The organism is Sphingobium amiense, from assembly GCF_003967075.1.
GTDB lineage: Bacteria > Pseudomonadota > Alphaproteobacteria > Sphingomonadales > Sphingomonadaceae > Sphingobium > Sphingobium amiense.
The window spans coordinates 3,925,118-3,949,289 of the sequence record NZ_AP018664.1 but is presented as its reverse complement, the minus strand read 5'-3'; the positions used below and the strand labels follow the sequence as shown (position 1 = coordinate 3,949,289).

22 protein-coding genes are annotated in these 24,172 nt (G+C 64.9%); 6 read left to right on the top strand and 16 right to left on the bottom strand.

Annotated elements, in window-relative coordinates; all coding sequences use genetic code 11:
- Window positions 1-11: 11 nt before the first annotated feature.
- Genes SAMIE_RS18980 through SAMIE_RS18940 form a run of 9 tightly spaced genes read right to left on the bottom strand, consistent with a single transcriptional unit; the run spans window position 12 to window position 8,921 of the window.
- Window positions 12-605, bottom strand: coding sequence for a malonic semialdehyde reductase (locus SAMIE_RS18980; protein WP_066696772.1), 594 nt, complete (start codon window positions 603-605; stop codon window positions 12-14).
- Window positions 606-625: 20 nt separating this feature from the next.
- Entirely contained in the window at window positions 626-1,786 is a 1,161-nt protein-coding gene (locus SAMIE_RS18975; protein ID WP_066696126.1) for an acyl-CoA dehydrogenase family protein, read from the bottom strand.
- Window positions 1,783-2,583: a citryl-CoA lyase gene (locus SAMIE_RS18970; protein WP_066696125.1), complete on the bottom strand. Its 801-nt coding sequence runs from the start codon at window positions 2,581-2,583 to the stop codon at window positions 1,783-1,785. Before SAMIE_RS18970 ends, SAMIE_RS18975 begins: the two co-directional genes overlap by 4 nt.
- Window positions 2,576-3,718 (bottom strand): acyl-CoA dehydrogenase family protein, encoded by a 1,143-nt coding sequence (locus tag SAMIE_RS18965; RefSeq protein ID WP_066696122.1) that lies wholly within the window; start codon window positions 3,716-3,718, stop codon window positions 2,576-2,578. The genes SAMIE_RS18970 and SAMIE_RS18965 overlap by 8 nt, the downstream gene beginning before the upstream one ends.
- 11 nt (window positions 3,719-3,729) lie before the next feature.
- The gene (locus SAMIE_RS18960; protein WP_066696119.1) at window positions 3,730-4,155 is read right to left on the bottom strand and encodes a PaaI family thioesterase; all 426 of its coding nucleotides are present in this window, start codon (window positions 4,153-4,155) and stop codon (window positions 3,730-3,732) included.
- Complete coding sequence (locus SAMIE_RS18955) at window positions 4,152-4,619, bottom strand: MaoC/PaaZ C-terminal domain-containing protein (RefSeq protein WP_066696115.1); 468 nt, start codon at window positions 4,617-4,619, stop codon at window positions 4,152-4,154. The genes SAMIE_RS18960 and SAMIE_RS18955 overlap by 4 nt, the downstream gene beginning before the upstream one ends.
- A complete protein-coding gene (locus SAMIE_RS18950; protein ID WP_066696112.1) occupies window positions 4,606-6,354 on the bottom strand; it encodes an AMP-binding protein in 1,749 nt (582 codons plus the stop codon). Before SAMIE_RS18950 ends, SAMIE_RS18955 begins: the two co-directional genes overlap by 14 nt.
- Window positions 6,335-7,795, bottom strand: coding sequence for an aldehyde dehydrogenase family protein (locus SAMIE_RS18945; RefSeq protein WP_083952333.1), 1,461 nt, complete (start codon window positions 7,793-7,795; stop codon window positions 6,335-6,337). Before SAMIE_RS18945 ends, SAMIE_RS18950 begins: the two co-directional genes overlap by 20 nt.
- A gap of 4 nt (window positions 7,796-7,799) precedes the next feature.
- Window positions 7,800-8,921 carry an iron-containing alcohol dehydrogenase gene (locus SAMIE_RS18940; protein WP_066696110.1) on the bottom strand — a complete coding sequence of 374 codons (1,122 nt, stop codon included), beginning with the start codon at window positions 8,919-8,921 and terminating at the stop codon, window positions 7,800-7,802.
- Window positions 8,922-9,087: 166 nt separating this feature from the next.
- On the opposite strand from SAMIE_RS18940, the gene SAMIE_RS18935 reads away from it, so the two are divergent.
- Entirely contained in the window at window positions 9,088-9,789 is a 702-nt protein-coding gene (locus SAMIE_RS18935) for a dienelactone hydrolase family protein (protein ID WP_162849098.1), read from the top strand.
- On the opposite strand, the gene SAMIE_RS18930 is transcribed toward SAMIE_RS18935, so the two are convergent.
- From SAMIE_RS18930 to SAMIE_RS18905, 6 genes are all read right to left on the bottom strand, one after another.
- A complete protein-coding gene (locus SAMIE_RS18930; protein WP_066696104.1) occupies window positions 9,786-11,030 on the bottom strand; it encodes an MFS transporter in 1,245 nt (414 codons plus the stop codon). The genes SAMIE_RS18935 and SAMIE_RS18930 overlap by 4 nt on opposite strands.
- A 95-nt stretch (window positions 11,031-11,125) precedes the next feature.
- Window positions 11,126-13,357, bottom strand: a complete 2,232-nt coding sequence (locus tag SAMIE_RS18925; RefSeq protein WP_083952330.1) for a TonB-dependent receptor — start codon at window positions 13,355-13,357, stop codon at window positions 11,126-11,128.
- Between the two features lie 63 nt (window positions 13,358-13,420).
- Window positions 13,421-14,557: a CaiB/BaiF CoA transferase family protein gene (locus SAMIE_RS18920; RefSeq protein ID WP_197724648.1), complete on the bottom strand. Its 1,137-nt coding sequence runs from the start codon at window positions 14,555-14,557 to the stop codon at window positions 13,421-13,423.
- Between the two features lie 347 nt (window positions 14,558-14,904).
- Window positions 14,905-16,464, bottom strand: coding sequence for a long-chain-fatty-acid--CoA ligase (locus SAMIE_RS18915; protein WP_066696097.1), 1,560 nt, complete (start codon window positions 16,462-16,464; stop codon window positions 14,905-14,907).
- A 9-nt stretch (window positions 16,465-16,473) separates the two neighbouring features.
- Window positions 16,474-17,742: an MFS transporter gene (locus tag SAMIE_RS18910; protein ID WP_066696095.1), complete on the bottom strand. Its 1,269-nt coding sequence runs from the start codon at window positions 17,740-17,742 to the stop codon at window positions 16,474-16,476.
- 37 nt (window positions 17,743-17,779) lie between these two features.
- The gene (locus SAMIE_RS18905) at window positions 17,780-18,544 is read right to left on the bottom strand and encodes an SDR family NAD(P)-dependent oxidoreductase (protein ID WP_066696093.1); all 765 of its coding nucleotides are present in this window, start codon (window positions 18,542-18,544) and stop codon (window positions 17,780-17,782) included.
- Window positions 18,545-18,704: 160 nt separating this feature from the next.
- Between SAMIE_RS18905 and SAMIE_RS18900 the strand changes: the two genes are divergently transcribed.
- Window positions 18,705-19,694, top strand: a complete 990-nt coding sequence (locus tag SAMIE_RS18900; protein ID WP_066696091.1) for a LysR family transcriptional regulator — start codon at window positions 18,705-18,707, stop codon at window positions 19,692-19,694.
- Here SAMIE_RS18900 and SAMIE_RS18895 read toward each other — a convergent pair.
- Window positions 19,691-20,605 carry a LysR substrate-binding domain-containing protein gene (locus tag SAMIE_RS18895; RefSeq protein ID WP_066696089.1) on the bottom strand — a complete coding sequence of 305 codons (915 nt, stop codon included), beginning with the start codon at window positions 20,603-20,605 and terminating at the stop codon, window positions 19,691-19,693. The two genes, SAMIE_RS18900 and SAMIE_RS18895, sit on opposite strands and share 4 nt — an antisense overlap.
- Before the next feature lie 91 nt (window positions 20,606-20,696).
- Here SAMIE_RS18895 and SAMIE_RS18890 point away from each other — a divergent pair, with 91 nt between their 5' ends.
- From SAMIE_RS18890 to hpaH, 4 genes are read left to right on the top strand one after another with little or no spacing between them, the layout of a single operon-like run.
- The gene (locus SAMIE_RS18890) at window positions 20,697-21,257 is read left to right on the top strand and encodes a carboxymuconolactone decarboxylase family protein (RefSeq protein WP_066696083.1); all 561 of its coding nucleotides are present in this window, start codon (window positions 20,697-20,699) and stop codon (window positions 21,255-21,257) included.
- Window positions 21,254-22,246: an ornithine cyclodeaminase family protein gene (locus tag SAMIE_RS18885; RefSeq protein ID WP_066696080.1), complete on the top strand. Its 993-nt coding sequence runs from the start codon at window positions 21,254-21,256 to the stop codon at window positions 22,244-22,246. Before SAMIE_RS18890 ends, SAMIE_RS18885 begins: the two co-directional genes overlap by 4 nt.
- A gap of 16 nt (window positions 22,247-22,262) precedes the next feature.
- A complete protein-coding gene (locus SAMIE_RS18880) occupies window positions 22,263-23,357 on the top strand; it encodes a cupin domain-containing protein (RefSeq protein ID WP_066696767.1) in 1,095 nt (364 codons plus the stop codon).
- Window positions 23,358-23,368: 11 nt separating this feature from the next.
- Window positions 23,369-24,172, top strand: a complete 804-nt coding sequence (hpaH, locus tag SAMIE_RS18875) for a 2-oxo-hept-4-ene-1,7-dioate hydratase (protein ID WP_066696078.1) — start codon at window positions 23,369-23,371, stop codon at window positions 24,170-24,172.

Here is a 24,172-nt window from a genome sequence, read left to right as displayed (position 1 = left end):
TTGAGAATGCCTCAGCCGATGCGATTGAACCGGTCGAATTCGGGCCGTGGAAGGCGCGGAAAAATCGTGGTCGGGTCGCCATGGCCGAGCGTGCAGATGAAGTTCGTCCGCACGCTCGGCTGATCGCTGAAGAAGGCCTTGTCCACTTTCTCTCCGTCGAAGCCGGACATCGGCCCCGTATCGAACCCGAGGGCGCGCGCCGCGATCAGCAGATAGGCGCCCTGAAGCGAGGAATTGCGAAATGCCTGTTCCAGCCGGACTTCCTCCGAACCGAACCACTCCCTTGCGGTCTGGTCGTGCGGAAAGAGCCATGGCAGATGCTCACGAAACTCCAGATCCATGCCGATGATGACGGTAGCGGGCGCTGCCCGGATCTTCGGGCCGTTGGTCCCCGTCGCGCAATCCGCAAGCCGGTCCTTCTGATCCTGACTGAGCAGCCAGACGAAGCGGGCCGACTGCTGGTTGGCGGAGGTCGGCCCCCATTTGAGCAGATCGTAGATACGACGGACGTCGCCTTCGGTGACGGGCGTGCCGTCATAGCCATTATAGCTGCGCGCCGTTCGAAAGATTCGGTCCAGCGCTGAGTCGTCCAGATGATTTGCCATGCCGCTCCCCTTGACGACGCTCATGCCCGGTAGGCACCGTCGACGATGGCCTTGCCGATATTGTTGCGGTGAATTTCGGTCGAGCCATAGCCGATCGCCATGCCGCGCACGTCGCGATAATGTCTTTCGAACGGATATTCCGCCGATAGGCCGTAGGCACCGGCAAGCTGCATTGCCGTCTGCGTGATGCGCAGGGCCGCTTCGTTCGTGAACGTCTTCGCTATCGACACATCAATATGTTCGATATTGCCCGCGTCGATGTTGCGGGCCGCGCGATAGACGAGCGCTCTTGCCGCCTCCAGATCAATCGCCATGTCGGCGAGTTTCCAGCGCAGCCCCTGAAAATCGCCCAGCGCCTGACCGAACTGGCGGCGGGACGCGACATATTCCGCCGCCCCGTTCAGCGCGGCGGAGGCGACCCCGAGGCAGATGGTCGGGTTGCCTGCGATGCGGTCCGCGTTGAAGACGTTGAGGAGGTCGCGCATGCCACCGGCCGGGAAGAGAAGATTCTCCGCGGGCACATGGCAATCGTCGAAGAAGAGCGGGGCCATGCCGGTCGCGCGAAGCCCGATAAGGTCAAGATGTTCGCCGATGGTGAAGCCGGGCGTCCCGCGTTCGACCAGCAGGCCGCCGATCCCGGCAATGCCTTTCGCGTCGCTCATCCGCACGAGAATGAGGAAAAGATCGGCGACCTGCGCGCAGGAACACCACATTTTCGATCCGTTCAGGCGGAAGCCGTCGCCATCCTGAACGGCGCGGGTTTTCATGGCGCCAAGGTCCGATCCCGCTTCCGCTTCCGACATGCTCCAGGCGGAATAAAGCTCGCCCGAAACGAAGCGCGGCAGATAGCGGCGCTTCTGCTCCTCCGTCCCCAGATGCAGGATGGCGCGCGGCGTCGCACCATCGGTTACGCTCATGAGGATCGCGGTATTGGCGCAGGAGCGGGCGATTTCTTCATACATGAGCGCGTTTTCGAGCACGCCCAGACCAAGACCGCCATAGGCTTCCGGCACGAACGTCCCGGTAAATCCGTGCTCCGCCAATATCCTGATATTCTCGATGGGCGGCTCGAACTTGCGGTCGGCGTCCGCGGCGAGTTCGTGGAAGTTATTTTCCGCGATCTGCCTCACCGTATCGCGCAGCATGAGCTGGTCGTCGGTCAGCATCTCCGAACCGTTCATGCGTCCTGTTCCTGCTTTGCATCGGCGATGGCGATCGACCGGGCGATTTCTTCTTCGGTGCGCATCCAGATCTGCTTGGCGATGGGGTTGCGCAGTTCCTCCGCGATATGGCCGACAAGACCCACCGACCGGCCGATGACGGCCAAGCCACGGCAGAGCCGCCAGTCGAGGCCGAGTTCGCAGCACAGCGCCCCCAGAGCGCCGGTGGCGTTCACCGGCATGGATTTTCCGGTCCGGGCTTCGGCGGCTGCGGCGACCGCTTCGATCAGGGCGACATAGCGGCCGCGATAGCCCTGCTGTTCGGCAATCGCGAACAGCACGGGCGTGCGCGGGTCGATGGGCTTGTGCAGATTATGGCCGATGCCGAAAATCGGCCGTTTCGCGTCCAGTTCCCGGTCGACAATGGCCTTGGCGAGCGCCGAAATATCCGCGTCCGCCGGCGCATCCTTGAGGCCAGCGTAGAGCATCCTGGCCGCGCCCTCGGCCGTTCCGGCAAAGGTCGTCCCCATGCCGAGCAGCCCTGCGGCAACCGCGCCCTGCAACGCCTCCGGCGCGCCCATATAGGTCAGCCGGGTCGCAATCGCCATCGGTGTCGCGCCATGTTCCACGAGAGTCAGCAGCATCGCCTCCAGCAGCGTCGTCTGCGCCTTCGACGGCAGTTCCCCGGTCAGTTCCAGCCAGGTCATTTCGGCAAAGCCGATCTTGCCCAGCAGTTCGGTGCACAGATCCCGCCCCTGCACCCAGATCGTATCCGGAACGCTCGCGCCCATGCGCGAGATCATCAGCTTCTCACTCATAAAGATCATACACTTTCTTGGAAATCGAGGCGCGCATCACTTCCGCCGCGCCTTCGGTGATGATGAAAGAGCGTTGTTCCCGCCACATGCGTTCGATCGGCATTTCGGTGGTCAGCCCCATGCCGCCATGCATCTGCATGCAGCGGTCCGCCGCCCGGAAACCCATTTCCGTCGCCTGCGATTTCGCGATCCAGGATTTCAGCCGCACATCGCGCCCGCGCTCCAGATCCAGCGCGGCGTCGCGCACCAGCAGCCGCGCCTGCTGCAACTCCGCATAGGTGTCGGCGATCATGAACTGGATCGCCTGCCGCGTGGCGAGCGGCGCGCCGAATGTCTTCCGCTGCCGCGAATAGGATATGCCAAGTTCAAGGCAGCGCTCCGCAACGCCCAGAGACCGCGCGCCGTGGCGCAGAATGCGGCCTTCGGTGATCCATTGCTGCGCAAGGGCCATGCCGTCGCCTTCCGCGCCGACCAGATTGGTCGCAGGGATGCGGACATTGTCGAACGTCACTTCGCAGGGCCGGTCGCCCATCATCGTGTCGTAGTCGGCCGTGACGGACACGCCGGGCGTGCGCATTTCGACGAGGAAGCAGCTCAGGCCGCGCAGCCCTTTCGCCTTGTCGGTATAGGCGATCAGTTGCGCGACATCGGCATGGCGGGCATCGGTGATGAAGCGCTTGACGCCGTTGATGACATAATGATCGCCGTCGCGGACAGCCACGGTGCGCATCGCCGCGGGATCGGACCCGGCGTCCGCCTCGGTTATGGCGAAGCAGGGGGTCCAGTCGCCGCGCAGGACCGGCATAAGGAACCGCTCTTTCTGCTCCCCCTTCAGCCCCAGCAGGACCGGGCCGACCAGCGAGCGGAAGACGCGCGTGTCGCGCGGCGATATGGCCACGGTGCGGGACAGTTCTTCCCAGAAAATGCTCATGCCAAGCGGACCCAAACCCTGTCCGCCCAGCTCGACCGGAACGTCGAGCATCCAAAGACCCGCCGCCTTCGCCTTCTCGCGCAGCATGTCGAGGGTCGCCGCGTCCAGTTCCCCGCGCGGTTCGAGAGGGATGAGTTCGCGGTCCACGAACCGTCGCATCAGCGTCTGGAAGAGCTGAAGATCCTCGGGAAGATCAAAATCCATCGTCGTGCCGTTCACGCCGGGGTCGGCAAGGGAGGATTGCGGAACACGGCGGTGCCGGTCATGAGCACGCGCCCCCCGGCGACAAGTTTGCCGCTTACCCAGGTCATCGTCTTGCTGGACCCATCGACCTGCGCCTGACCGATCACCAGAGCGCCCTTCGGTGCGGCCAGCATCATGTTGCAGTTGAGCTGAACGGTGATCGGGTGGCGGCCGCTCGCTTCGCTCTTGAGAAAAGCCTCCACGTTCATGCCGAGCGTGATGTCCAGCATCGTCATCAATACGCCGCCATGGGTGGTGCCATTGGGGTTTAGATGCTGAGGCGCCACCAGCAGCGAGGTTTCCACGCCCTCCGCTGTCCGCCGCCGCTTCAGGCCGCCGACATGGCCGATGAAGCTGCCTTCCTGCCCGACATCGACGAAATCGCTCTGGTCGCTCATGCGGCGTCCTCCTCATAAGCTATGCAGATCCATTCGCAGACGGCGGCGGGCCGCTCACTGCCTTCGAGTTCGAGCGTGCAGCCAAAGCGCAGGCGGGTTCCCGCCTTCTGCGGTTCCAGTTCGAGCAGCTTGAGGCGAAGCCGCAGCCGCGCGCCCGCGACGACGACCGCTGTGAAGCGCACCTTGTCGAGGCCATAGTTCATCCAGCGGTTCGCACACCGCACCGCGTAGCATTCTTTCGAAAGACCGGTGACGAGCGCCAGTATGAGAAATCCGTGCGCGATGGTGCCGCCGAAGGGCGTCTCCGCCTTTGCGCGGTCGCCGTCCATATGGACCCAGTGGGTATCGCCCGTGAGGGTTCCGAACGCAGCGATCGTCTGTTCGTCGAGCCGGACCCATTCGCTCACGCCCAGTTCCTGCCCGACCTGCGGCGACAGTTCGGCTACATGGTCAACGGCTATCATGCTGAAATTCCTCTTCATACAGTGCTGCCACGGCATCTGCGCGACGTTGCAAGAGCACTTTCCTGTTGATCTCGCCCTTGGGCGTGAGTTCGCCGGTCCCGGCGTCCGGCGGCGTGGGCAGCGCCGCAAAGCGCACGATCCGCATCGTCTGGCCCCTGTTCTCGCGGTTGTGCGACGCGAACAGTTCCTCAAGAATGTCGGGCTGCTCCACCCAGCAGAGCGCGGCGACATAGGGCCGGTCTGCGCCGACGATGGCCACGTCGCGCAACGCCCCGCCCGCGCGTTGCAGCAGGCTCATCCGCAGCGCGCTCGCGTTGACCCAGCTACCGTTGGCGAGCTTGAAATCGTCGAGCAGCCGGCCGTCGAACATCAGGCCGAGTTCAGGCCGCTCCGGATCGACCAGCCGTCCGGCGTCGCCGGTGCGGAAAAAGCCTTCTTCGTCAAAAGCATTGGCAGACAGGTCGGGACGCCCCCAGTAGCCCGCCATGACGCTTTTGCCGCGCACGCGCAGTTCATGCTTGTCGCCATGGCGCGTGAGGCGGATTTCGACGCCCGGCATCGGCGTGCCGATCCCGCCCGGCTGAACCGGCAGATCGTGCACCATCGTTGCGCCCGGCCCTGTTTCGGTCGAACCCCAGCCGGTCACGATCGGAACGGGCTGCCCGCGCACCAGGGCGGACGCCCGCGAAAGGCGATTGAACAGATCGGCGGACATCGCCGCTCCGGCCGAGAACATCACGTCGAGGCGGCTGAAAAAGGCCTGCCGGAATGCGACATCCTCTTCGATCGTCGGCAGCAGCGCGGCCCATCCTGCGGGAACGGCGCCGTGGAAAGTCGGTCGGAATGTCTTCAGCGCATCAATGCTGGTCGCGAGCAGGTCAGCGCGCCCGCCCGATGGGTCGATATGCAGCGTGCCGCCCTGCGAGAGAACGAGGTGGACATTGTTGCTGCCGCCGAAGGCGTGATTCCAGGGAAGCCAGTCGACCAGCACAGGCTTGTGGCGCGTGACGAAGGGCCAGACGTCGATCGTCGCCTGCGTGTTATGCGTCATCAGCACATGGCTGTAGGGCACCGCCTTGGGCGTGCCGGTGGACCCCGAAGTCAGGAGGAGCTTGGCAGGCGCTTCCGGATCGAGGGATGCAATATCCGGGTCGGCTCTATCGGCACCTTTTTGCACGAGCGCCGCGAGACCCGCTTCTCCTTCGAACAGTCGCGGAATGTCGGCCAGAAGCGGGGATGTCGCAGCGCTAACGCAAAAAGCGGCGGCGGGCCGGATCACATCGAGCACCGCCGCCAGCTTCGACGGATCGGCGCCTTGCGCAGCATATTGCACCGCGACCGGCACATAGACGATCCCGGCGCGCAGGGCGCCGAGCGCCACCTGCATATGGGCGATGCCGTTCGGCGCCACGACGAGAAGACGATCCCCCGGCGCAAGGCCCGAAGCAAGCAGCCCCGCACCGATCCGCCCGGAATCGCGCCATGCGTCCCCATAGGTCAGCGTCTGCCGCCCCTTTCCTTCGCCACGATGCTCCGTAACGAAGGCGGTGTCCGGTGTTTCCGCCGACCAGCGCACAAGCCAGTCCAGCACGGTCCGCGCGGCAGGCGAGGGCAAGGCCCGCGATGCGAGCCGAATTTCGCCGTCCGGCAGGAAGCGTGCCGCGATATCAGGCGCGGCGAACATGCCGGTCCGCCAATCGTCGAACGCCGTCGGGTCAGTGATGGCTGGAGACATTATGTTCCGCCAGCGACTCCATGTCCAATACCGGCCCGGATCGCCGGATCAGCGCCTTTTTGCGGAAGAAGCGGAGCATCGCGTTCGGCCCCATGCGGGAGCCGCCCAGACCCGAAATTCCGAAGGACGTCTTTTCGACGTCGCCCATGATGTAGAGGGTCAGGGACGTGTCCTGGATGCTGATCGCGCCCGCATTCAGCCGCTCTGCAATGCGCTCCGCTTCGTCGGCGTCCCCGGCGATGACCGCGCCGGACAGCCCGAACTCGCTGTCATTGGCGAGCGCGACGGCTTCATCCTCATCGTCATAGGGCATGACCGGGATCACCGGGCCGAACGTCTCGTCCCGCATGATCCGCATGCCGTGATCGACGCCCGTGACCACCGTCGCGGGCATGAAGCGGCCGCCGCCCAGCGTCTGGCTCGGCCCGCCGACCTCGATCCTCGCGCCCGCCTCGACGGCTTCTTCCAGTTGCGCGTCGACGATGTCGGCCTGACGGGCGTGGATATAGGGTCCGATATGGCCCTGACCCATGTCGGGATAGGATAGCGCGACCTTGCTGGCCTGATGCGTCAGTTCCTCAACGAAGGGCTGATAAATCTCGCGAGCGACATAGGCGCGCTCGGTCGCGAAACACATCTGGCCCGTATTGGATACCGCGCCCTTCAGCACGGCTGCCGCGGCCTGTGGAATGTCGGCGGAGCCGGTCACGATCACCGCATCCTTGCCGCCCAGCTCCAGAAAGGAAGGGATAAAGCGGCGCGCGCAGGCTTCCGCTACCTTGCGACCTGTCGGCACGCTGCCGGTGAAGCAGAGCGCGTCCACTTCTTCGATCAGCGCCTGACCCGTCCCGCCATCACCGACGATATAGCGCAGGACGGCGGCGAGTTCTGGGACTTTGGCGATGGTTTCGGTGACAGGTTCAATGAAGCGCGGCGTCACCTCGCTGGGCTTCACCAGCAGAGCGCAGCCGGCGATCAGGGCCGGGACGGCATCCAGCATCGACAGGAGGAACGGGTGGTTCCACGGGCTGATGATACCGACCAGTGGATAGGGAACGAGCTGCGTGCGGTAGCTGACCGCGGGCATGACCGTGGAGGTGCCCTGAAAATGCGCACGCTCGATCACCTTGGGGGCGCGTGCGCACCATCCCCGTATAGATCCGGCGACGATGAAGGGCACTTCATGCGCGACGCGCTTGCGGCCTGTGTCCCGCATTTCGGCCGCGCTGATCTGCGCGGCATTGGCTTCTATCGCATCCGCCCAGCGCCGCATCGCCGCGATCCGACCGTCAAGCCCGAGCGCGTCCCACGCCACCTGCCCTGCGCGCAGATCCTGCGCGATCTGCGTGATTTCCGCAGCGGAGGGCGGCACGATCTCCCCATCGCGCTCGCCGGTGCGGGGATTGAAGATCGGAATGGCGTTGGACAGCGTCGACATCATGGCCTCAATGGAAAGCGGCGCGCGCGATCGCCGTATAGTCTTCGGCGGTTCCGCTGCGCGCGGCGGTGTGGTTGAAAGGGGTGCCGGCAGCGACGGCGCCAGCCCGTTCGAGAAGGTCTTCGGTCACGCCCATCGCCGAAAGGCCCGCAGGCAGCCCGATCTGCGCGTTGAGATCGGCCAGCATGTCGGGGATAGCCGCCGGATCGCACCCCAAAGCCTGCGCCAGCTTTGCGCGGCGCTCTTCGGATATGGCAGGCAAGACGAAGCGCAGCGCTTCGGGCATCAGCACTCCGACCAGCGTTCCGTGATGCAGGCCGAGATCGTCGAAAGGCATAGAGAGAGCGTGCGCCGTCCCGAGGCCTTTCCACATCGCCATCGCCGCTTCGAGCGTCCCCATCATCAGTTCGAACCGGGCGACATCGTCGTCTGCATCGGCGATCGCGCGCGGCAGATAGCGGACGAGCCGTTCGATAGCGTCGAGCGCGATGGCGTCGGCGGGCGGATTGAAGGCGGGCGAAAGATAGGCCTCGATCGCGTGGCCGAGCGCGTCGATACCGGACCCGACCTTGAGGCGGGCGGGCGCGCTTCTGGTGAGATCGGGATCGCAGATCGCGACGCGCGGGATCAGATGATGGCTGAGGAAGACGCCCTTTTCGCCGTCCGCGAATGTCAGGCCCGCGCCTCTCCCGACTTCGGTTCCCGTGCCGGAAATGGTGGATACGGCCATCACGGGGGCGACAGGACCGATCCTGTCCATCCCGCCGCGCCGCGCGAGCAGCGTTTCCAGCGGATCCTTGTGGGTGAGCAGCAGGGCCGCGCCCTTCGCGCAATCTATGACGGAACCGCCGCCGACCGCGATGAAGCCGTCGCAGCCTTCGCTCCGATAGGCTGCGAGCGCCGCTTCCGACGACGCGACGGTCGGATTGGCCGGCACGTCCAGAAAGCGCGGCCAGGAAGCCGCCTCTGGCGTTTCCGACAATGCAAGATCGAGCACGCCTGCGGCGGCCACGCCCCTGTCGGATACGATCAGCGGACGCTTCACACCCATACGGGTGAGTTCCGCGGCGATGAGTTTGCGGGAACCGGCCTCAATCTGAATGCGGGCGAAATACTGGATGAAGGCCATTCGCGTTAATCATCCTCAACCATGTTTATTGCAGGCCATCTGGCATGTTCAGGCAAGACTAGTCCAAGCCCCGACCATGATCCAATCGACCATGCAGATGAGGATAATAGATGGGACGAATGGGGAAGTCATTGGCATCATTGGCAGCGGGTGGCATGCGGGCGGCATGAGCAACGATGACCCCATGCTCGCCTGCGAGCCAATCACCCTGAGCGACGGATTCGTCATGGATGCGTTCGTCGACCGCCCGCAGGCGGCGCCAAAGGCGACGGTCCTGCTGCTCTCCCCCATCTTCGGCGTCGACACATCCTTCGCGCGGACGGCCAGAGCATGGTCGGACGCGGGATATACTGCGGTCGCGCCGGACTATTTCGCACGGGTGTTTCCCGGCGTCATCGCCCATAGCGAAGAAGGTTTTCGCCTGGCCATCGGCCGGGTGAAAGCCGTCGACCGCGACCGCCAGCTCTCCGACCTGCGGGAGATCGGCATGCATTTCGGGAACGGGGCTCCGCTGTTTCTCGCGGGCTATTGCGCCGGGGGAGAGCCTGCGCTCAAGCTGATGCTGGAGGGGTTCGGGGACGGCTGCGTGATTTTCCACGCTGCCCGGCTGGGGCTTTACGCCGATCGGCTGGCGTCGATTTCAGATCCCCTCGACATCCATTTCGGGGGAGAGGACACGATGGTGCCGCCCGAAGAGGTCGAGCGGGTGCGCGAGGGTTCCATTCACAACGGCAATATTCGGATCACCGTCCACCCCGGCGCGGTGCATGGCTTCACCCAGAGCGCGAGCCGGAATTATCAGGAGGCAGCGGCCACAGCGTCCTTCGCTGCGGCACGGTCTTTTCTGGATGCCGCGCTGACCGGCTAAGCCCCGGCGAGCGCGCGCTGGGACGTTTCCGGGTGGAGCGTGGCGAACGACACCGCGCCGCCGATGGCGAGGATGGCGGCCACCAGAAGCAGCGCATGATTATAGCCCGCCGCTCCCGGATGCGCGTTGATGAACAGCCCGGATACATAGGGCGAGATAGCCCCCGCGACACTCACGGTAGCCAATATGATGCCGATGTCGCGGTTGCGCCGCGCGGGTGGCAGCACCTCGCTCAGGATTGACGGCCCGAGGGTGAAGGTGACGCCGGGCAGGCTCGCGGCAAGGAGGATCAGCCCGACCTTGACCGGCGGCGCCGTCATCAGCGCCGCCGCCACGAAGGCGGCTGCCGACGCCAGTTGCATCGTCGCGATGAACAGACCCCGCGCCTGTCGCGATGGTGCGCCCCGCTTGGTCATCGCATGCGACAGACCGCTCAGCACCAGCCCGATGACACCCTGACCTGCAAATATGAGGGCAATCAGCCACCCCGTCGTGATGCCGTCATAGCCAAGCCCCGTGGTCAGCAGCGGCGCCAGCCACGCTATGCCAAAGCCAACCCCCCAGTAGGCGCAGAATCCTCCGATCAGGCTGCCGACGATTGTCCGGTCCGCCCAGACCTTCGTCCATCGGGCGGGCGGGCCGCTGCTCTTCGGGCGCGCCTCCGCCGGACGGACCGTCGCGCCGGGACCGTCCGCGCCGAAGCGGAACCAGAGAGCCAGCGCCGCGAAACTGAGCACCGCGCATGCGGCAAAGGCCGCCCGCCACCCGTAGGCGACGATGAGATAGGAAAGGATGGGCGCGCCCAGCAACGGCCCCACGGTCGTGCCGAACATGACCAGAGCCGTCGGCAGGCTGCGGTCCTCCGGCGCGAACCATTCGTGCGTCGCATTGATGATGGTCGGCGTGCCCGGCCCTTCGGCCACGCCCAGAGCGGTGCGGCAGACGACCAGCACGGCGAACGATGCCGCGAAAAGAATGGGGAGCTGCACCGTCGACCAGGCCGCGAGGAGGACGATCAGGATGATGCGGGGCGGAACGCGGTTCGCGAAAAGCAGCGCGACGACGAGGGTGGAGAGCGCATAGAGGCTGTAGAAGCTGCTGGCGATGATGCCATATTGCTGCGGCGTCAGATGCAGTTCCCGCATGATCGGGACCGCGGCCAGCCCCATGACCGCCTTGTCCAGCGAATTGACGATCTGCATGAAGAACAGGAGCAACAGGATCGTCCAGCGCAACTGCATTGCCATTCCTTCGACAGCGTCAGGATATGTTGGGGCCGACAGGCGCCGAAAAGGGCGTGACGCCGATCTGGCCGACCGGCGTCACGCGTCTTTTATCAGAAGCGATAATTGAGCGAACCGCCCCACACGCGTCCCTTGTCGATGACATAATAATAGGCGACGCCGGGCACCACGGGGGTCGAAGCAGAGTTCTGCTCACGATTGTTGAGGTTGGTCACATATCCCGAGATGGAAAGGCTTCCATCCGGCACCGTGTAGGTGATGTCGGCATTCCAGCGCCGATATTTGACCATGGGGACGAGGTTCGCTTCATCCAGGAAAGACCGGCTGCGATAGCCATAGTCGGTGTGGAAGGCGATCTTTCCGGCGTCCCCCAGTCCCAGCGTGTAGGTTCCGCCGAGATTATAGGACCATGGCGCGACGCGCGGAATATCGCGGTTCTTGTCAGCGGCGTTGATGATGCCGTCCTTGTTCAGGTCGGTCAGAACCTTGATATATTCGCCTTTGGTCCGGCCGACATTGGCGATGAGTTCAAGACCGTCGACCGGCGCTACGACCAGTTCCGCTTCCAGACCGTAGATTTTGGCGTCCGCGGCGTTGAACAGCGTGCTGACAACGCCGGTCGGGCAGGTCGTCGGGTTGATCGTGCAGTTGAAGTTGCCGTTCAGGATCATGCCCTTGAGCTTGGTGTAGAAGCCCGACAGGTTCAGGCGCGCCCTCCGGTCGAAGAATTTGCTTTTGACGCCCGCCTCGAAGGAATCCAGATCCTCCTGATCGAAGACGCCGGGGTCCGCCGCGCTGGCCCGGCGGACGTTATAGCCGCCGCTCCGCACGCCCTTGCTGTAAGATGCATAGGCCATGACATCGGGCGTCGCCTGCCATTGCAGGCCGAAATGCGGCGTCAGGGCGTTCCAGCTCTTCTTGGCGTTCAGCGCGTCTGCGCCGTTAAAATTGCATATCTGCGTCACGAGATTACAGGGGCGGGCGCCCGACGATCTGGCGACATGCGCTTCCTTTTCCTCCCAGGAATAGCGCAGACCGGCGGTCGCGGTCAGGGTCGGGGTGACATGCACGTCGGCCTGCCCGAACACGCCCCAGCCCTTCTGGTCGATGGAACCGCCACCTTCTGTGATCGCGCCGCCCGCCAGATCGCGACGGTCGGTTGCGAACAGATGCTGCTTGAACAGGAACAGGCCGGTGGTGAGATCGAGCAGGCTGCCGAAGCTGCCGGCATAGCGAAGTTCGTTGCTATACTGGTCCTGATTGAGATTATCCTGCGCATGGTTGATGAGCGTAGGCCCGGAATCGAAGTCCCGGCCCGACGCCTGATGCAGCTTCCTGTAGCCGAAGAGGTTGGTGATGCGGCCATTGCCGAAGCCCACGTCGATGTTGGTTTCGGACGTGAAGTCGGTCGCCGATATGTCGGTATAACCGGCATAATCCTGCGTGATCTGGAACTTCCGGGGATTGAGGTAGATATTGCGCGACACGATGCCGTCGCCCTTCTGTTCCAGATGCTGGAAGATGAAGGTCTGTTCGACGCCGGGCGCGATGTTGATCTGGATGGTCGGACGGACGAACCATGTATTGTCGCCGCCGGTGTGACGCCGGAGAGTCTGATTGTAGAACCAGCCGCCGTCATGCTTGCGATAGACGGTGAGCTTGGCGAGCACGGCGTCGCCGACGATCGGACCGCTGACCGTCGCGGCGGCCTTGACCGTGTCGCCGGTGCTGTAATCGACCTGGAAGCGCCCCGAAAGTTCCTTGGTGGGACGGGCGGTGCGGACGACGACAGCGCCGCCCGTGACGTTGCGCCCGAACAATGTGCCCTGCGGACCGCGCAGGATTTCGACGCTTTCGATGTCGAAATTATCGAGCACCTGTCCGCCATTGACGCCCTGATAGATGCCGTTGACGAACAGGCCGACGCTGGGTTCGACCGATGCCGTCGCGGTATTCGCGCCGAGGCCGCGGACCGTGAAGTTGGCAAGCCCCTTGATGGTGCCATTGGGTTCCAGCGCGACGTTGGGCGCATAGGTGCCCATGTCGCGCAGGGTCGTCACATGCATCGTTTCGATCTGGGCGCCGGAAAAGGCGGTCAGCGCAATCGGAACGCGCTGGGCTTCCTCCGCCTTGCTCTTCTTCTGCGCGGTGACGATGATGTCGTCGAGCAGGCTTCCCTCGCTCCGGCGGGGGGCGGACTGGGCATTCTCGGCGGTCGTGGAGGACGGTGGAGCGCCGTCCGCATCCTGCGCGAGGGCGGGGTTTGCCGCCCCGGCGAGCGCGGTTGCCGCCAGCAATATCGCCATTTGGCTATGTCGTGTCATGATTTTATCCCCTCATGAATATACGGCCGATTTTCCCGGTCCGCTGTTGTAAATGCGTGTCGTTCAGCCTGCTGGTTGCGGCTCCTCAATTCCGAATTCCGCGAAGACTTCGCTGGTGTGTTCGCCCAGCATCGGCGGCGGGCGGAAGTCGATGTCCCGGCTGCCGTCGACCCGGTAGGGCCGGTGGAGACTGGCGATCGGCCCCATTTCCGGATGGTCGATCGTGTAGAAGGGCGCGAGATGCGCGACCTGCGGATCGTCCGCCAGTTCATCGACCGTATGTTCGGGCGCGAAGGGCACATCGGCGCCTTCGAGCTTGCCGAGCCAGTGGTCTCTGGGATGTTCGCCGAACACCATGTTGAGGGCTTCGGCCAGAGCCTCATAATTGCGGATGCGATCCATGCGGCCCGGATAGCGGGTGATGAGGTCCGGGCGCTCGATGGCGTTGCACAGGGCTTCCCAGAATTTGTCCGGCGAGGAAATGTGAAGGCCGATGCGCTTTCCATCGCCGCAGGTGACGGAATAGGCCTGCGACATGGCGCCGCGCTGGAGCACTGCGGGCGGCTTTCCGGTCGCGAGAAACTGCCCGATCGGCTCCAGCCCGAAGGCCATGGTCGCTTCGAGCATCGTGATGTCGATGGAACGCGCCACGCCGGTGCGTTCACGTTCCAGCAGCGCGCCCAGGATGGCGCTGGCCGCATACATGCCGGTCGCCGCGTCCGACACCGCCGGACCCAGAACGCGCGGATCGTCATTGACCTTGAAGCGCGACATCCAGCCGGACAGCGCCTGCCCCACATTGTCGAAGGCGGGCCGCAGCGCATAGGGACCGGTCTGGCCAAAGCCGCTGATCGCGCATGTCACGAGCCGGGGGTAATCGGCGCGCAGGCGCTCCTGCGAAAGGCCGAGCTTTTCCATCACGCCCGGCCGCATGTTGAACAGCAGAACGTCCGCGCGCTCGATCAGCGCGAGGAGCGCCGACCGGCCCGGAGATTTGCCATAGTCGATGACGGCGGAACGCTTGTTGCGATTGTGCGCCTGAAAGTGCGGGCTGTATTTGCCGCCGTCGAACTGACGAAAAGGATCGCCTTCGGGCCGTTCGACCTTGATGACGTTGGCACCCATTTCCGCGAGCATCAATCCCGCGAGCGGACCGGTGATAAAACTGCCAAGTTCTATTACGACAATTCCATCAAGCATCCGCACGAACGGTTCCCCTCATTATCTTCTAGATTGATGGAGCCGATGTTATAGGGGGAAGAAGGACGCCGCATCCCGCCCAGAGCGAATGCCCTTTATTCATGCCGTCTATCGCGGCGGGCCGGGCGGGCGCGCGCAAGTCCCTATAGCGGCAAAAAAATCTGCGCGGGGGTTCGCCGCGGTCATCGGCGAGGGGCCGCCGCCCCCTTAGCTTCGCATATTTCCCGCAAGTTTTGACATAAAGTTGCGCGGACATCGCTCGGGCCGGACGGGTCCGGTCCAAGGCTGGCAGATGGGGCGGCCGTAGGAAAGAAGCGGGCAGCCCTGACTGCCCCTGACCTCTCTCCCTACGACACCGCCCGGTCGCGGTTACTCCAGTGCGGCGCCCGCAGCGCGACCTTGTTGACCTTTCCCTGCGGCAGGCGCGGCAGATCGTCGACGATATAGACGCGCTGGGGGCGCTTATATCCCGCGATCTGGGTCCGGCAGTGCGCGATCAGCGCGGCTTCGTCGACAGGCGCGTCCAGCACGACATAGGCAACCACCGCTTCGCCCCAGCGCGCGTCGGGCACGCCGATCACGGCAGCTTCGGTAACGGACGGATGGCTGAGCAGTGCGTCCTCGACCTCGCGGCTGTAGACATTCTCTCCGCCGGAAATGATCATGTCCTTCTTGCGGTCGACGATGAACAGGAAGCCGTCCTCGTCCAGCCGGCCCACGTCGCCGGTGCGCAGCCAGCCGTCGTTGAACGCGGCCTGCGTCAGATCGGGCATGTTCCAGTAGCCGCTCATCAGGCCGGGAGACTTCACCTCGATCTCGCCGACGCCGCCCATCGGCTGGGGATTGCCCGCTTCGTCCATGATCCGCAGGCTCGTCCCCGGAAATGGCTGACCGGCGGAACTCAGACGCTCCCGCTCCTTCTCATTGCCCGAAAGGCTGGCCTGGAAGGGCAGCAGGATCGTGTTCGTGATATTTTCGGTCATGCCGTAGACCTGGGCGAAGATGGAGCCGAACCGGTCGGTCGCCTGCACCATGTCTTCGGCGGGCACAGGCGCCGAGCCATAGTTGATCTGCCGGATCGAAGAGACGTCCCGTCGCGCGGAATTCGGATGTTCGACGAGGCGCTTGACCATGACGGGGGCGAAATGGGCGACGGTGGGCCGTTCGCGCTCCATCAGGTCCAATATGGCCGCTTCGTCGAACTGCTGGAGAAGGATGCATGCGCCGCCGAGATATTGGGTGGCGCTCCATTCGATCTTTGCACCCGAATGGAACAGCGGCATGACCACGATCATGCAGTCGGTGGGCCGCAGCCCCGCCGTGCCGCTGATGACCCCGGCGGCGCGGGCGAGCGCGCCCTGGCTGACCATCACGCCCTTGGCCCGGCCGGTCGAGCCGGACGTGTAGATGATGTGTGCAATGTCTTCGGGCCGGATCGCGATGTCCGGAGGTGTGGGCTTTCCGGAGGCGAGCAGCCGCTCATAGGGGCTGGCGAAATCGTCGGACGCGCCGATGAGCACCACGCGCTCCACCGGCGTGTTGACGAGCGCGCGCGTTTCTTCCCACAGGCCGAGCATCTGCTGGTCCACGAACAGGACGTCGGGCGCGCTGTCGTCGACGATGGCGGCGAGTTCGGCCGGAGCCAGACGCCAGTTCAGCGTCACCGCGACGAAACCGCCGCTTTCGGCCGCGCCGAAGATTTCGAGATATTCCGAACGGTTTCTGGACAGGATGGCGAGGCGGCTGCCGCGCGACAGGCCGAACTCCCCGCCAATCGCATTGGCCAGCGACCAGATGCGGTGCGCATGCTGGCGATGCGTATAGGCGCGGCCTTCGTTCCTGACCGCGGGGCGGTCGCCGTGGAGCGTCGCGTTGCGGCGGATGATGCCCGCCATCGTATCAAGCATAAGCAATCCTCAGTTATTGGCGGGATGAACAGCCATCGGCGAAGCGGTATCGGGCCGGGGGCCGCGCGTCCTGAGATGCGGAGGCGCCAGAAGGCAGATGAGCGCGATGGCGACGACCGCCGCCACGGCGAAACCGAGCAGGACCGTCGAATAGCCGCCGGTCCAGTCCGCGCTGAAACCCACCGCCGTCGGCCCGATGGTCGATCCCATGGCCAGCGCCGAAAAGCTGAAGGAATTGACGCGGCCGAACGCCCGCATGCCGAATTTCCGGCGCAGCACATAGGGCATGATGTCGGATTCCGCGCCGAGGCCGCCGCCGATCAGCATCACGCCAAGGATGGCGGTCGCGCTGCCGAAATTCAGACCCAGCAGCACGCAGCCGAGCGCCTGTCCGCCGAGGAACAGGATGGCGGGAAAGCGGACGCCGAACCAGTCGATGAGCACGCCGCTCGCCAGCCGGGCGGTGATCGAACCGATGCCGATGGCCGACAGGGCGATGACCGTCTGCTGCGGGCTGAGGCCTCTGGTTTCGAGGACGCCGACCAGATGCACCGCAGTGCCGTTCGTCACCATCGCGATGAGAAAGAAGGCCAGCGCCAGCATCCAGTATCCCGGCGTCCGCAGCACCTCACCGAAGAGCATGCCGTCGAGCGGCGCAGCCTCCGCGCCTGCCGACACGGGCGCGGCATTCCGGCGCGGCACCAGCAGGGCGGCATTGGCGACGCCGGCGAGCAGGATGATGCCGCCCATGACGATCCATGCGCCGCGCCAGCCATAGCTTCCCACAACGGCGGCGCTCAGTTGCGGCATGACGATCTGGCCCACGCCCAGCCCGATGACGCCCAGCGAAATGGCAAGGCCGAGCCGCCGGTCGAAGAATTTGGGGAGGCTGTAGAGATAGACGGACGGCAACGTGGCCGCGCCGAAAATGCCGACCAGCACCGCGACAAGGATGAAGATGCGGAAATCCGCCGGGATCAGGCCGAACGACATGATCGCCAGCGGCATGGCGATGCTGCCTGTCAGGGCGACGATGCGCGCGCCCCGGCGGTCGATCCACCATCCCACGAACGGCGCGAGCAGGGCCACGGTGAGCGACGCGAGCGCCGGGGCCATGGCGAACTGGCCGTGGCTCCAGCCGAATTCGCGGGCCATCGGCGCGAGGATGACGCCGGAGGAATATTGGAAAAAGGGCGAGATGCAGAACAGCAGGCCCAGAAAGCAGCTCAGGACCACGGACCATGGGTTTCTGATCGGCGCTGGCGGAGAGGCGTTCATGGCCGGGTATTCCTCATTCTGGACAGGGTCTGGTCGGTCATCGCATCAGCGCGCCGCCGTTGACGTCGATTGTGGCGCCCGCGATGTAGGAGCAGTCCTCCGACAGCAGGAAGCAGGCGACGTTCGCAATGTCTTCGGGCGACGCGATGCGGTGCAGCGGGGCGCGCGCCTCCAGCGCCTTCATCATGTCGGCATTTACGAAGCGCCTGAACTCTTCGGTCGCGACGCTGCCGGGCGCGATGGTGTTGACGATGATGTCATGGGGCGCGAGATCGAGCGCCGCCTGCCGCGCGAGGCCGACGATCGCGGCCTTCGACGCCGGATAGGCCGGGCCGGTCATCGACCCGCCGAGCTGTCCCGTAATCGAGGAAAAGAGCAGGATGCGCGTCGCGGGGAGCGGATTGGCCACGCGCAGGCGGGCGAACTTGCGCAGACACAGGAAGGTGCCGGTGGCATTGAGGTCGAGCGTGCGGGTCCATTCGTCGAGGCTGACGGTCACGATGCTGGAAGGGGCCGCGGGGGTGCCGAGCGGCCCGCCCGTCGCGACGACCAGCTTCGACGGCCGGCCACGCGCCTCGACAGCCTCGAAGACGGCATCGACCGATGCTTCGCTCGTGACGTCCGTCCGCAGGAAAAAATGCCCCTGTCCGGGCAGCGTAGCCAGAATTTCGGTGGCGCGGGCTTCGTTCATGTCGAGGATGGCGACCGGATGGCCGGTTTCGGCCAGCTTCCGGCAAATCGCGCTGCCGATGCCGCCCGCGCCGCCCACGACGATGGCCATGTCGCCCGCGCATGAGACCATTCCCCTGCTTCCTCTCCGTTTCGCGTCTTTCGGGCGATCCTAATCGGGCGGCCCTTTGTCCGCACTGCCCCGTCCGCCAATAATAACTATTCATAATATGGATGGTGCGACAGGCCAAAGGCGGATAGGCTTGCCGAGAGAGGGTGGTGACATTGGCAGTATGAATATACGCGACATCGACCTGAATCTGCTCGTCGTGTTCGACGCGATCATGCAGACGCGCAGCGTGACCGCGGCGGCAAGGCAGCTCAATCGCGCGCAGCCCACGATCAGCCACTCGCTCAACCGGCTGCGGCAGCTTTGCGGAGACACGCTGTTCGTGCGGACGCGGGCGGGTCTGGAACCCACGCCGCTGGCCCGGTCGATCGCGATTCCGGTCGGCGAAGCGCTGGCGCTGGTCCAGCGCAGCCTGTCCGCGTCCGCCCGCTTCGACCCGGCGACCGCGCAGGCGACCTTCACCCTGCTGATGTCCGACATCGGGCAGGTGGGACTGCTGCCGGTGCTCGTCAAACATGTCCGCGCGGTGGCTCCGGGCATTTCGCTGATCGCGACCCAGTTGCCGCGCGAACTTTATGGCGAAGCGCTGGAAAGCGGACGGGCGGACCTGGCCATCGGCGCGCTTCGGCATCTGAGCAACGGCTTCTACCAGCAGCGCCTGTTCGACGACGAATATGTCTGCGTGGCGTGGAAGGACCATCCCACCATCGGCGATCAGGTGACGCTGGAACAATATATTCACGCCGATCATGTCGGCATCATCTCACCGGGGCTTTCGGAGATCGAGATCGAGCGGCTGCTGCTGCCGCCCGGCCGGTCCCGCCGGATCGTCGTGCGCGTGCCGCATTATCTGGCGGCACCGGCCCTGCTGGCGGGGACGGAGCTGCTCGTCACCATCCCCAGCAAGGTGTTGCAGTCGTTCAACGGCCGCGAGCATCTGAAGCTCGTCAGGCTGCCGATCGAAGCGCCCAAGCTGCGCGTCCATCAATATTGGCACGAGCGCGCGCTGAACGACACCGCGAACAAATGGATGCGCAATGTGGTCGCGCACCTGTTCGTGGACTGGACCGGCGAACCGCGCGACCCCCGGCAGATCGCGCGCATCGGCCTGCCGCATCCCGAGGCGATACTCGCGCCCGAAAGCGAAGCCTAGGAAATGCCGGATCTTTCCGCCCACGCGCGGGCATGCGCCACAAATTCGAGCGCGACCGGCGAGGCCGACAGCCGGTTCCAGGCGAGGCCGAATGTGACCGATTCGAACGGCTGAGGCGGATCGGCTGCGCGCAGCGGCCGGAAGCAGACGCCGTGCATGCGCAGCCGCTCGGCCGACGCGGGCACGATGGCCACGCCCTCCCCGCAGGCAACGATGCCGACGACAGCCTCCGTCGAAGGGGCTTCATGCGCGATGACAGGTTCGAAACCCGCGATCCGGCATTGTGCGTGAAGGTCGGCATGATAGCTGAAGCCGCGTCGCGGTTCGTAGGTCACGAACGGACTGGACGCGAGCTGCTGGATGGCGATGGCACCCTCCGTCGCGGCGAGCGGATGCGTGGCCGGCAGTGCCACGGCCAGCGTTTCCCGATAGACCGTCAGGGTCGCGAGCAGTTCGTCGAGGATGGGCTCGCGGATCAGGCCGACGTCGATCCGGGCTTCGCGCAGCGCCTCGATCTGTTCGATCACCGGCATGGAGATGAACCGTATCGTGACATCGGGCGAAGCGGCGCGAAAGCCCTGAACCAGACTGGGCCAGAGCGAATAGAGGGTCGATCCGCCGAAGCCGAGTTTGAGGGTGCCTCTTCGCCCGGCGGCGATGCTCTGCGCCTTTTCGCCAGCTTCGCTGACATCGGCCAGTATCCGGCGCGCATCTTCGACGAGGCTCATTCCCGCCGAGGTCAGCGATACGCGGTGCGTATCGCGCACGAACAATGTCGCCTGAAGCTCCTCCTCCAGTTGCGCGATGGCGCGGCTGAGCGGCGGCTGGGACACGTTGCATCGCGCCGCGGCGCGCGTGAAATTGAGTTCCTCGCTAAGGACGAGGAAATAGCGAAGCTGACGCAGATCCATGGCTATACGAATAAGGTATAGCTGCGCGTCCTACAATATATTTCCCCCGCTCCCCTCCCTCTCCCATCACAGGGGCGTGTGAGGGAGCATCATGACCGACCGCATTGAACGCCTGACTTTCGACCAACTCGCCCCGGCCGCGCAATCCGTTCTGGAAGCGCGCGTCAAGCGCCTGGGCTATCTCGGGGAATTTTTCCGCTGCACCGGGCATCAGCCCGCCATTCTCGTGCCGTTCATGGAAATGACCGAGGCGTTGAAAAAGGCGCTGCCCGACCGGCTGACGGAACTGGGCGCGCTGACCGTCGCGTCGGTCATGGGCAACGACTATGAGCGCCACCAGCATGAGCGGCTGTCGCGCAAGCTGGGCTTCGGGGAGGATTGGGTCGCCGCCGTCGAGCAACTGGCCCCGGACACCGCGCCCGGCCTGTCCGACGCCGAGCGCGCGGTCCAGCGGCTCGTCATCGCGGCCATCGAACAGCGCGGTCACGATGTCGGCCCGCTGCTGGAAACCGCCATAGACCATATTGGACCGGATCAGGCCATTGCGGTCCTGTTTCTAGTGGGACGCTATCTGACGCACGCGATCATCGTGAACGCCCTGTCGCTCGCGCCCCCGGTCCCGTCGATATTCGAAGAGGAAACACAAGGATGAGCGATCCGATCTGGATCACCGAACAGGACGTCGTCGACCTCATGTCGCTGCCGCAGGCCATCGGCGCGCTTCAGGACGGGCTTCGGCAGGAAGCCGCCGGCAAGGCGATCAACATGGTCAAGACCCATGCTGTATGGGACGGGCATTCGACCCTCCATGCGATCGGCGCGGTGATCGAGGGGCGCGGCGTGGTCGGCACGAAGACATGGGCGCACACCGCGCGCGGCGCGATGCCGCTGCTGATCCTGATCGACGCGAACGACGGCGCGGTGCTCGCCATCGTCGAGGCGTTCGCGCTGGGCCAGATGCGCACCGGGGGCATCAGCGGCGTCGCCACCGGCGCGATGGCGAAGGCCGACGCGAAGACCATGGCGATGATCGGCGCGGGCAAGCAGAGCATCACCCAGATCGCGGCGGTGAATGCGGTTCGTCCGCTCACCCGCCTTGCCGTCTGGAGTCCCACCCCCGCCAATCGCGAAGCGCTGGCGCAGGCGGCGGGCGAAGCGCTCGGCATCGACGCCGTGGCGGCCGCCACGCTGGAAGAGGCGCTGGACGGCGCCGACATCGTGACTCTCGCCACGCGCGCGACCGCACCGTTTCTGGAGCGCGACATGCTCGCGCCGGGCACGCATCTGAACGCAGTAGGCGCGATCCTGCCCGACCGGGTGGAGTTCGCGACCGACCTGCTGGAGCGCGCGACCGTCATCGCCGCCGACAGCGTGCCGCAGATCCGCAAGCATAGCCGCGAGTTCATGGACGCGTTCGGATCGGACGAAGAGGCGTGGAAGCGGGTGCGTCCGGTGTCGGAACTGGTCGCGGCGAACGCCAGCCGTCCCGCCGATGCCGATCTGACCGTGTTCAAGGCGATGGGGATGGGCATTTCCGACCTCTCGCTCGGCGTCGTTCTGCTGGAGAGCGCGCGCAAGGCCGGTGTCGGCCGTCCCGTCCCCCGTCCCGGCCGCGCCAAGCCGCGCCTGACGAACCGCTGAAACAGGAGCCATGTCGATGACCCAACCTCTTTTCATTGATGCAAGCGGCGCTCTTCCCGAAAAGGATGCGCCCTGGGATCCGATCGTCATCACCAAGGAGCAGATCGACGCCGAGGTCGAACGCCTCGCCGCGCTGCCGCGTCCGGAAAATGGCCGCCGCCGCTCCTTCTTCCAGCATCCGCGCAACCAGCGCTCCATCGGCCTTGCCCCCGGCATCCAGGTGTCGCTGGACGTGCTGCTGCCCGGCGAGGAGACCAGCACGTTCCGCCAGAATTCGACGCAGGTGAATTTTGTCATCCGCGGGCGCGGCGAAACCGAGATCAGCGGCAAGCGTCGCCAGACGGCGCTGCACGATGTGTGGAACACGCCGTCGATGCGCATCTATCGCCACAAGAATATCGGCGATGATCTTTATGTGCGGCTGACCTACAGCAACGGATCGCTGCTGGAGATGATGAACATCCACGTCGTCGAGGAAAATCCGCAGCCGCTGCTGAAGAGCATCGATCAGGATGTGGAGCAGCCGGAACCGGATGCGCGCCGTCAAAGCCCCTATGGCACCTTCCAGCTCAATGAAGAGGGCGCATGGATGATGCCCTATGAGACGGTCATCAACCCGCCGTCCGTCACCAGCCCCGCCCTATACTGGCCATGGGAAGATGTCCGTCATCACCTCGACAAGCTGGAGGCGCTGGGCAAGGACTATATCGGCCGCCGTCTCTACCTGCTCTACAATCCGATGACGGGTCGCACCAACGGCACCACGCCCAATTTCTTCGCGACGATGACGGTCCGTCCGCCCAAGATCGTCGACCGCCCGCATCGCCATTCGTCGGCGGCGGTGAACTATTATTTCTCGGGATCGGGCCGCTCGACCGTCGAGGGCAAGACCTATGAGTGGAAGGCGGGCGACCTCATGCTGTCCGCGCCCGGCTGGTCCGTGCACAATCATGCCAGCTATGACGAGCCGGTCTATGAACTGACGATCCAGGATCAGCCGCTCAACATCGCCATGGAGTCCCTTCTGTGGCAGGAGAGCCTGAAGGAGCCGCCCGCGCTGCTCGGCGCCGAGGAAGGCTTCATTACGAACCGGGCCGCGGCGACGGCCTGACGGGGGATGGCATGAGTCTGGACCAACAAACGATAGAAGCGGCAGCCGCTGAGCTCGACGCGGCGGAACGCGATCGGGTCCAGATCCCGCTGCTGAGCGACGACCATCCGGACATGACGATGGACGACGCCTACGCCATCCAGGCGGAATGGGTGCGGCGCAAGCGCGCGGCGGGCGACGATCTCGTCGGCTTCAAGATCGGCCTGACATCGAAGGCGATGCAGGCCGCCCTGTCCATCGACATCCCCGATTCGGGCGTATTGCTGCGAAGCATGGTCTTCGAAAATGGCGCGCGCATCCCGACGAACCGGTTCATCCAGCCGCGCGTCGAGGCGGAAATCGCTTTCGTCATGAAGGCGCCGCTTTCCGGCCGGAAGCTGACCGGCGCGGATATTCTGGCGGCCACCGACTATATCGCGCCCGCGCTCGAAATCCTCGACACGCGCATCACGCGGAAAGACCCGCGGTCGGGCAGGCTCCGCACCGTGCTGGACACGATTTCCGACAATGCCGCCAATGCGGGCATCGTGATGGGGACGCCATGGCATGATTTCGGGTCGGTCGATCTTCGCTGGATCGGCGCGATCGTTGCGCGCGACGGCGAGGTCGAGGAAACCGGGCTTGGCGCGGGCGTGCTGAACGATCCGCTGCTGTCGGTTTCATGGCTCGCGGACCGGCTCGCCACCTATGGCGACCGGATCGAGGCGGGGCAGATCATTCTGTCGGGTTCGTTCATACGTCCCGTCGAAGCGCCGCCGGGGTCGGCGATCACGGCGGACTTCGGTCTATTGGGGACGGTCGAATGTCAGTTCTGA

Excerpts from the sequence above, each read along its gene's own strand:
- SAMIE_RS18980 (WP_066696772.1), bottom strand. The coding sequence starts at position 605 with ATGGCAAATCATCTGGACGACTCAGCGCTGGACCGAATCTTTCGAACG.
- SAMIE_RS18975 (WP_066696126.1), bottom strand. The coding sequence starts at position 1,786 with ATGAACGGTTCGGAGATGCTGACCGACGACCAGCTCATGCTGCGCGAT.
- SAMIE_RS18970 (WP_066696125.1), bottom strand. The coding sequence starts at position 2,583 with ATGAGTGAGAAGCTGATGATCTCGCGCATGGGCGCGAGCGTTCCGGAT.
- SAMIE_RS18965 (WP_066696122.1), bottom strand. The coding sequence starts at position 3,718 with ATGGATTTTGATCTTCCCGAGGATCTTCAGCTCTTCCAGACGCTGATG.
- SAMIE_RS18960 (WP_066696119.1), bottom strand. The coding sequence starts at position 4,155 with ATGAGCGACCAGAGCGATTTCGTCGATGTCGGGCAGGAAGGCAGCTTC.
- SAMIE_RS18955 (WP_066696115.1), bottom strand. The coding sequence starts at position 4,619 with ATGATAGCCGTTGACCATGTAGCCGAACTGTCGCCGCAGGTCGGGCAG.
- SAMIE_RS18950 (WP_066696112.1), bottom strand. The coding sequence starts at position 6,354 with ATGTCTCCAGCCATCACTGACCCGACGGCGTTCGACGATTGGCGGACC.
- SAMIE_RS18945 (WP_083952333.1), bottom strand. The coding sequence starts at position 7,795 with ATGATGTCGACGCTGTCCAACGCCATTCCGATCTTCAATCCCCGCACC.
- SAMIE_RS18940 (WP_066696110.1), bottom strand. The coding sequence starts at position 8,921 with ATGGCCTTCATCCAGTATTTCGCCCGCATTCAGATTGAGGCCGGTTCC.
- SAMIE_RS18935 (WP_162849098.1), top strand. The coding sequence starts at position 9,088 with ATGAGCAACGATGACCCCATGCTCGCCTGCGAGCCAATCACCCTGAGC.
- SAMIE_RS18930 (WP_066696104.1), bottom strand. The coding sequence starts at position 11,030 with ATGCAGTTGCGCTGGACGATCCTGTTGCTCCTGTTCTTCATGCAGATC.
- SAMIE_RS18925 (WP_083952330.1), bottom strand. The coding sequence starts at position 13,357 with ATGACACGACATAGCCAAATGGCGATATTGCTGGCGGCAACCGCGCTC.
- SAMIE_RS18920 (WP_197724648.1), bottom strand. The coding sequence starts at position 14,557 with ATGCTTGATGGAATTGTCGTAATAGAACTTGGCAGTTTTATCACCGGT.
- SAMIE_RS18915 (WP_066696097.1), bottom strand. The coding sequence starts at position 16,464 with ATGCTTGATACGATGGCGGGCATCATCCGCCGCAACGCGACGCTCCAC.
- SAMIE_RS18910 (WP_066696095.1), bottom strand. The coding sequence starts at position 17,742 with ATGAACGCCTCTCCGCCAGCGCCGATCAGAAACCCATGGTCCGTGGTC.
- SAMIE_RS18905 (WP_066696093.1), bottom strand. The coding sequence starts at position 18,544 with ATGGTCTCATGCGCGGGCGACATGGCCATCGTCGTGGGCGGCGCGGGC.
- SAMIE_RS18900 (WP_066696091.1), top strand. The coding sequence starts at position 18,705 with ATGAATATACGCGACATCGACCTGAATCTGCTCGTCGTGTTCGACGCG.
- SAMIE_RS18895 (WP_066696089.1), bottom strand. The coding sequence starts at position 20,605 with ATGGATCTGCGTCAGCTTCGCTATTTCCTCGTCCTTAGCGAGGAACTC.
- SAMIE_RS18890 (WP_066696083.1), top strand. The coding sequence starts at position 20,697 with ATGACCGACCGCATTGAACGCCTGACTTTCGACCAACTCGCCCCGGCC.
- SAMIE_RS18885 (WP_066696080.1), top strand. The coding sequence starts at position 21,254 with ATGAGCGATCCGATCTGGATCACCGAACAGGACGTCGTCGACCTCATG.
- SAMIE_RS18880 (WP_066696767.1), top strand. The coding sequence starts at position 22,263 with ATGACCCAACCTCTTTTCATTGATGCAAGCGGCGCTCTTCCCGAAAAG.
- hpaH (WP_066696078.1), top strand. The coding sequence starts at position 23,369 with ATGAGTCTGGACCAACAAACGATAGAAGCGGCAGCCGCTGAGCTCGAC.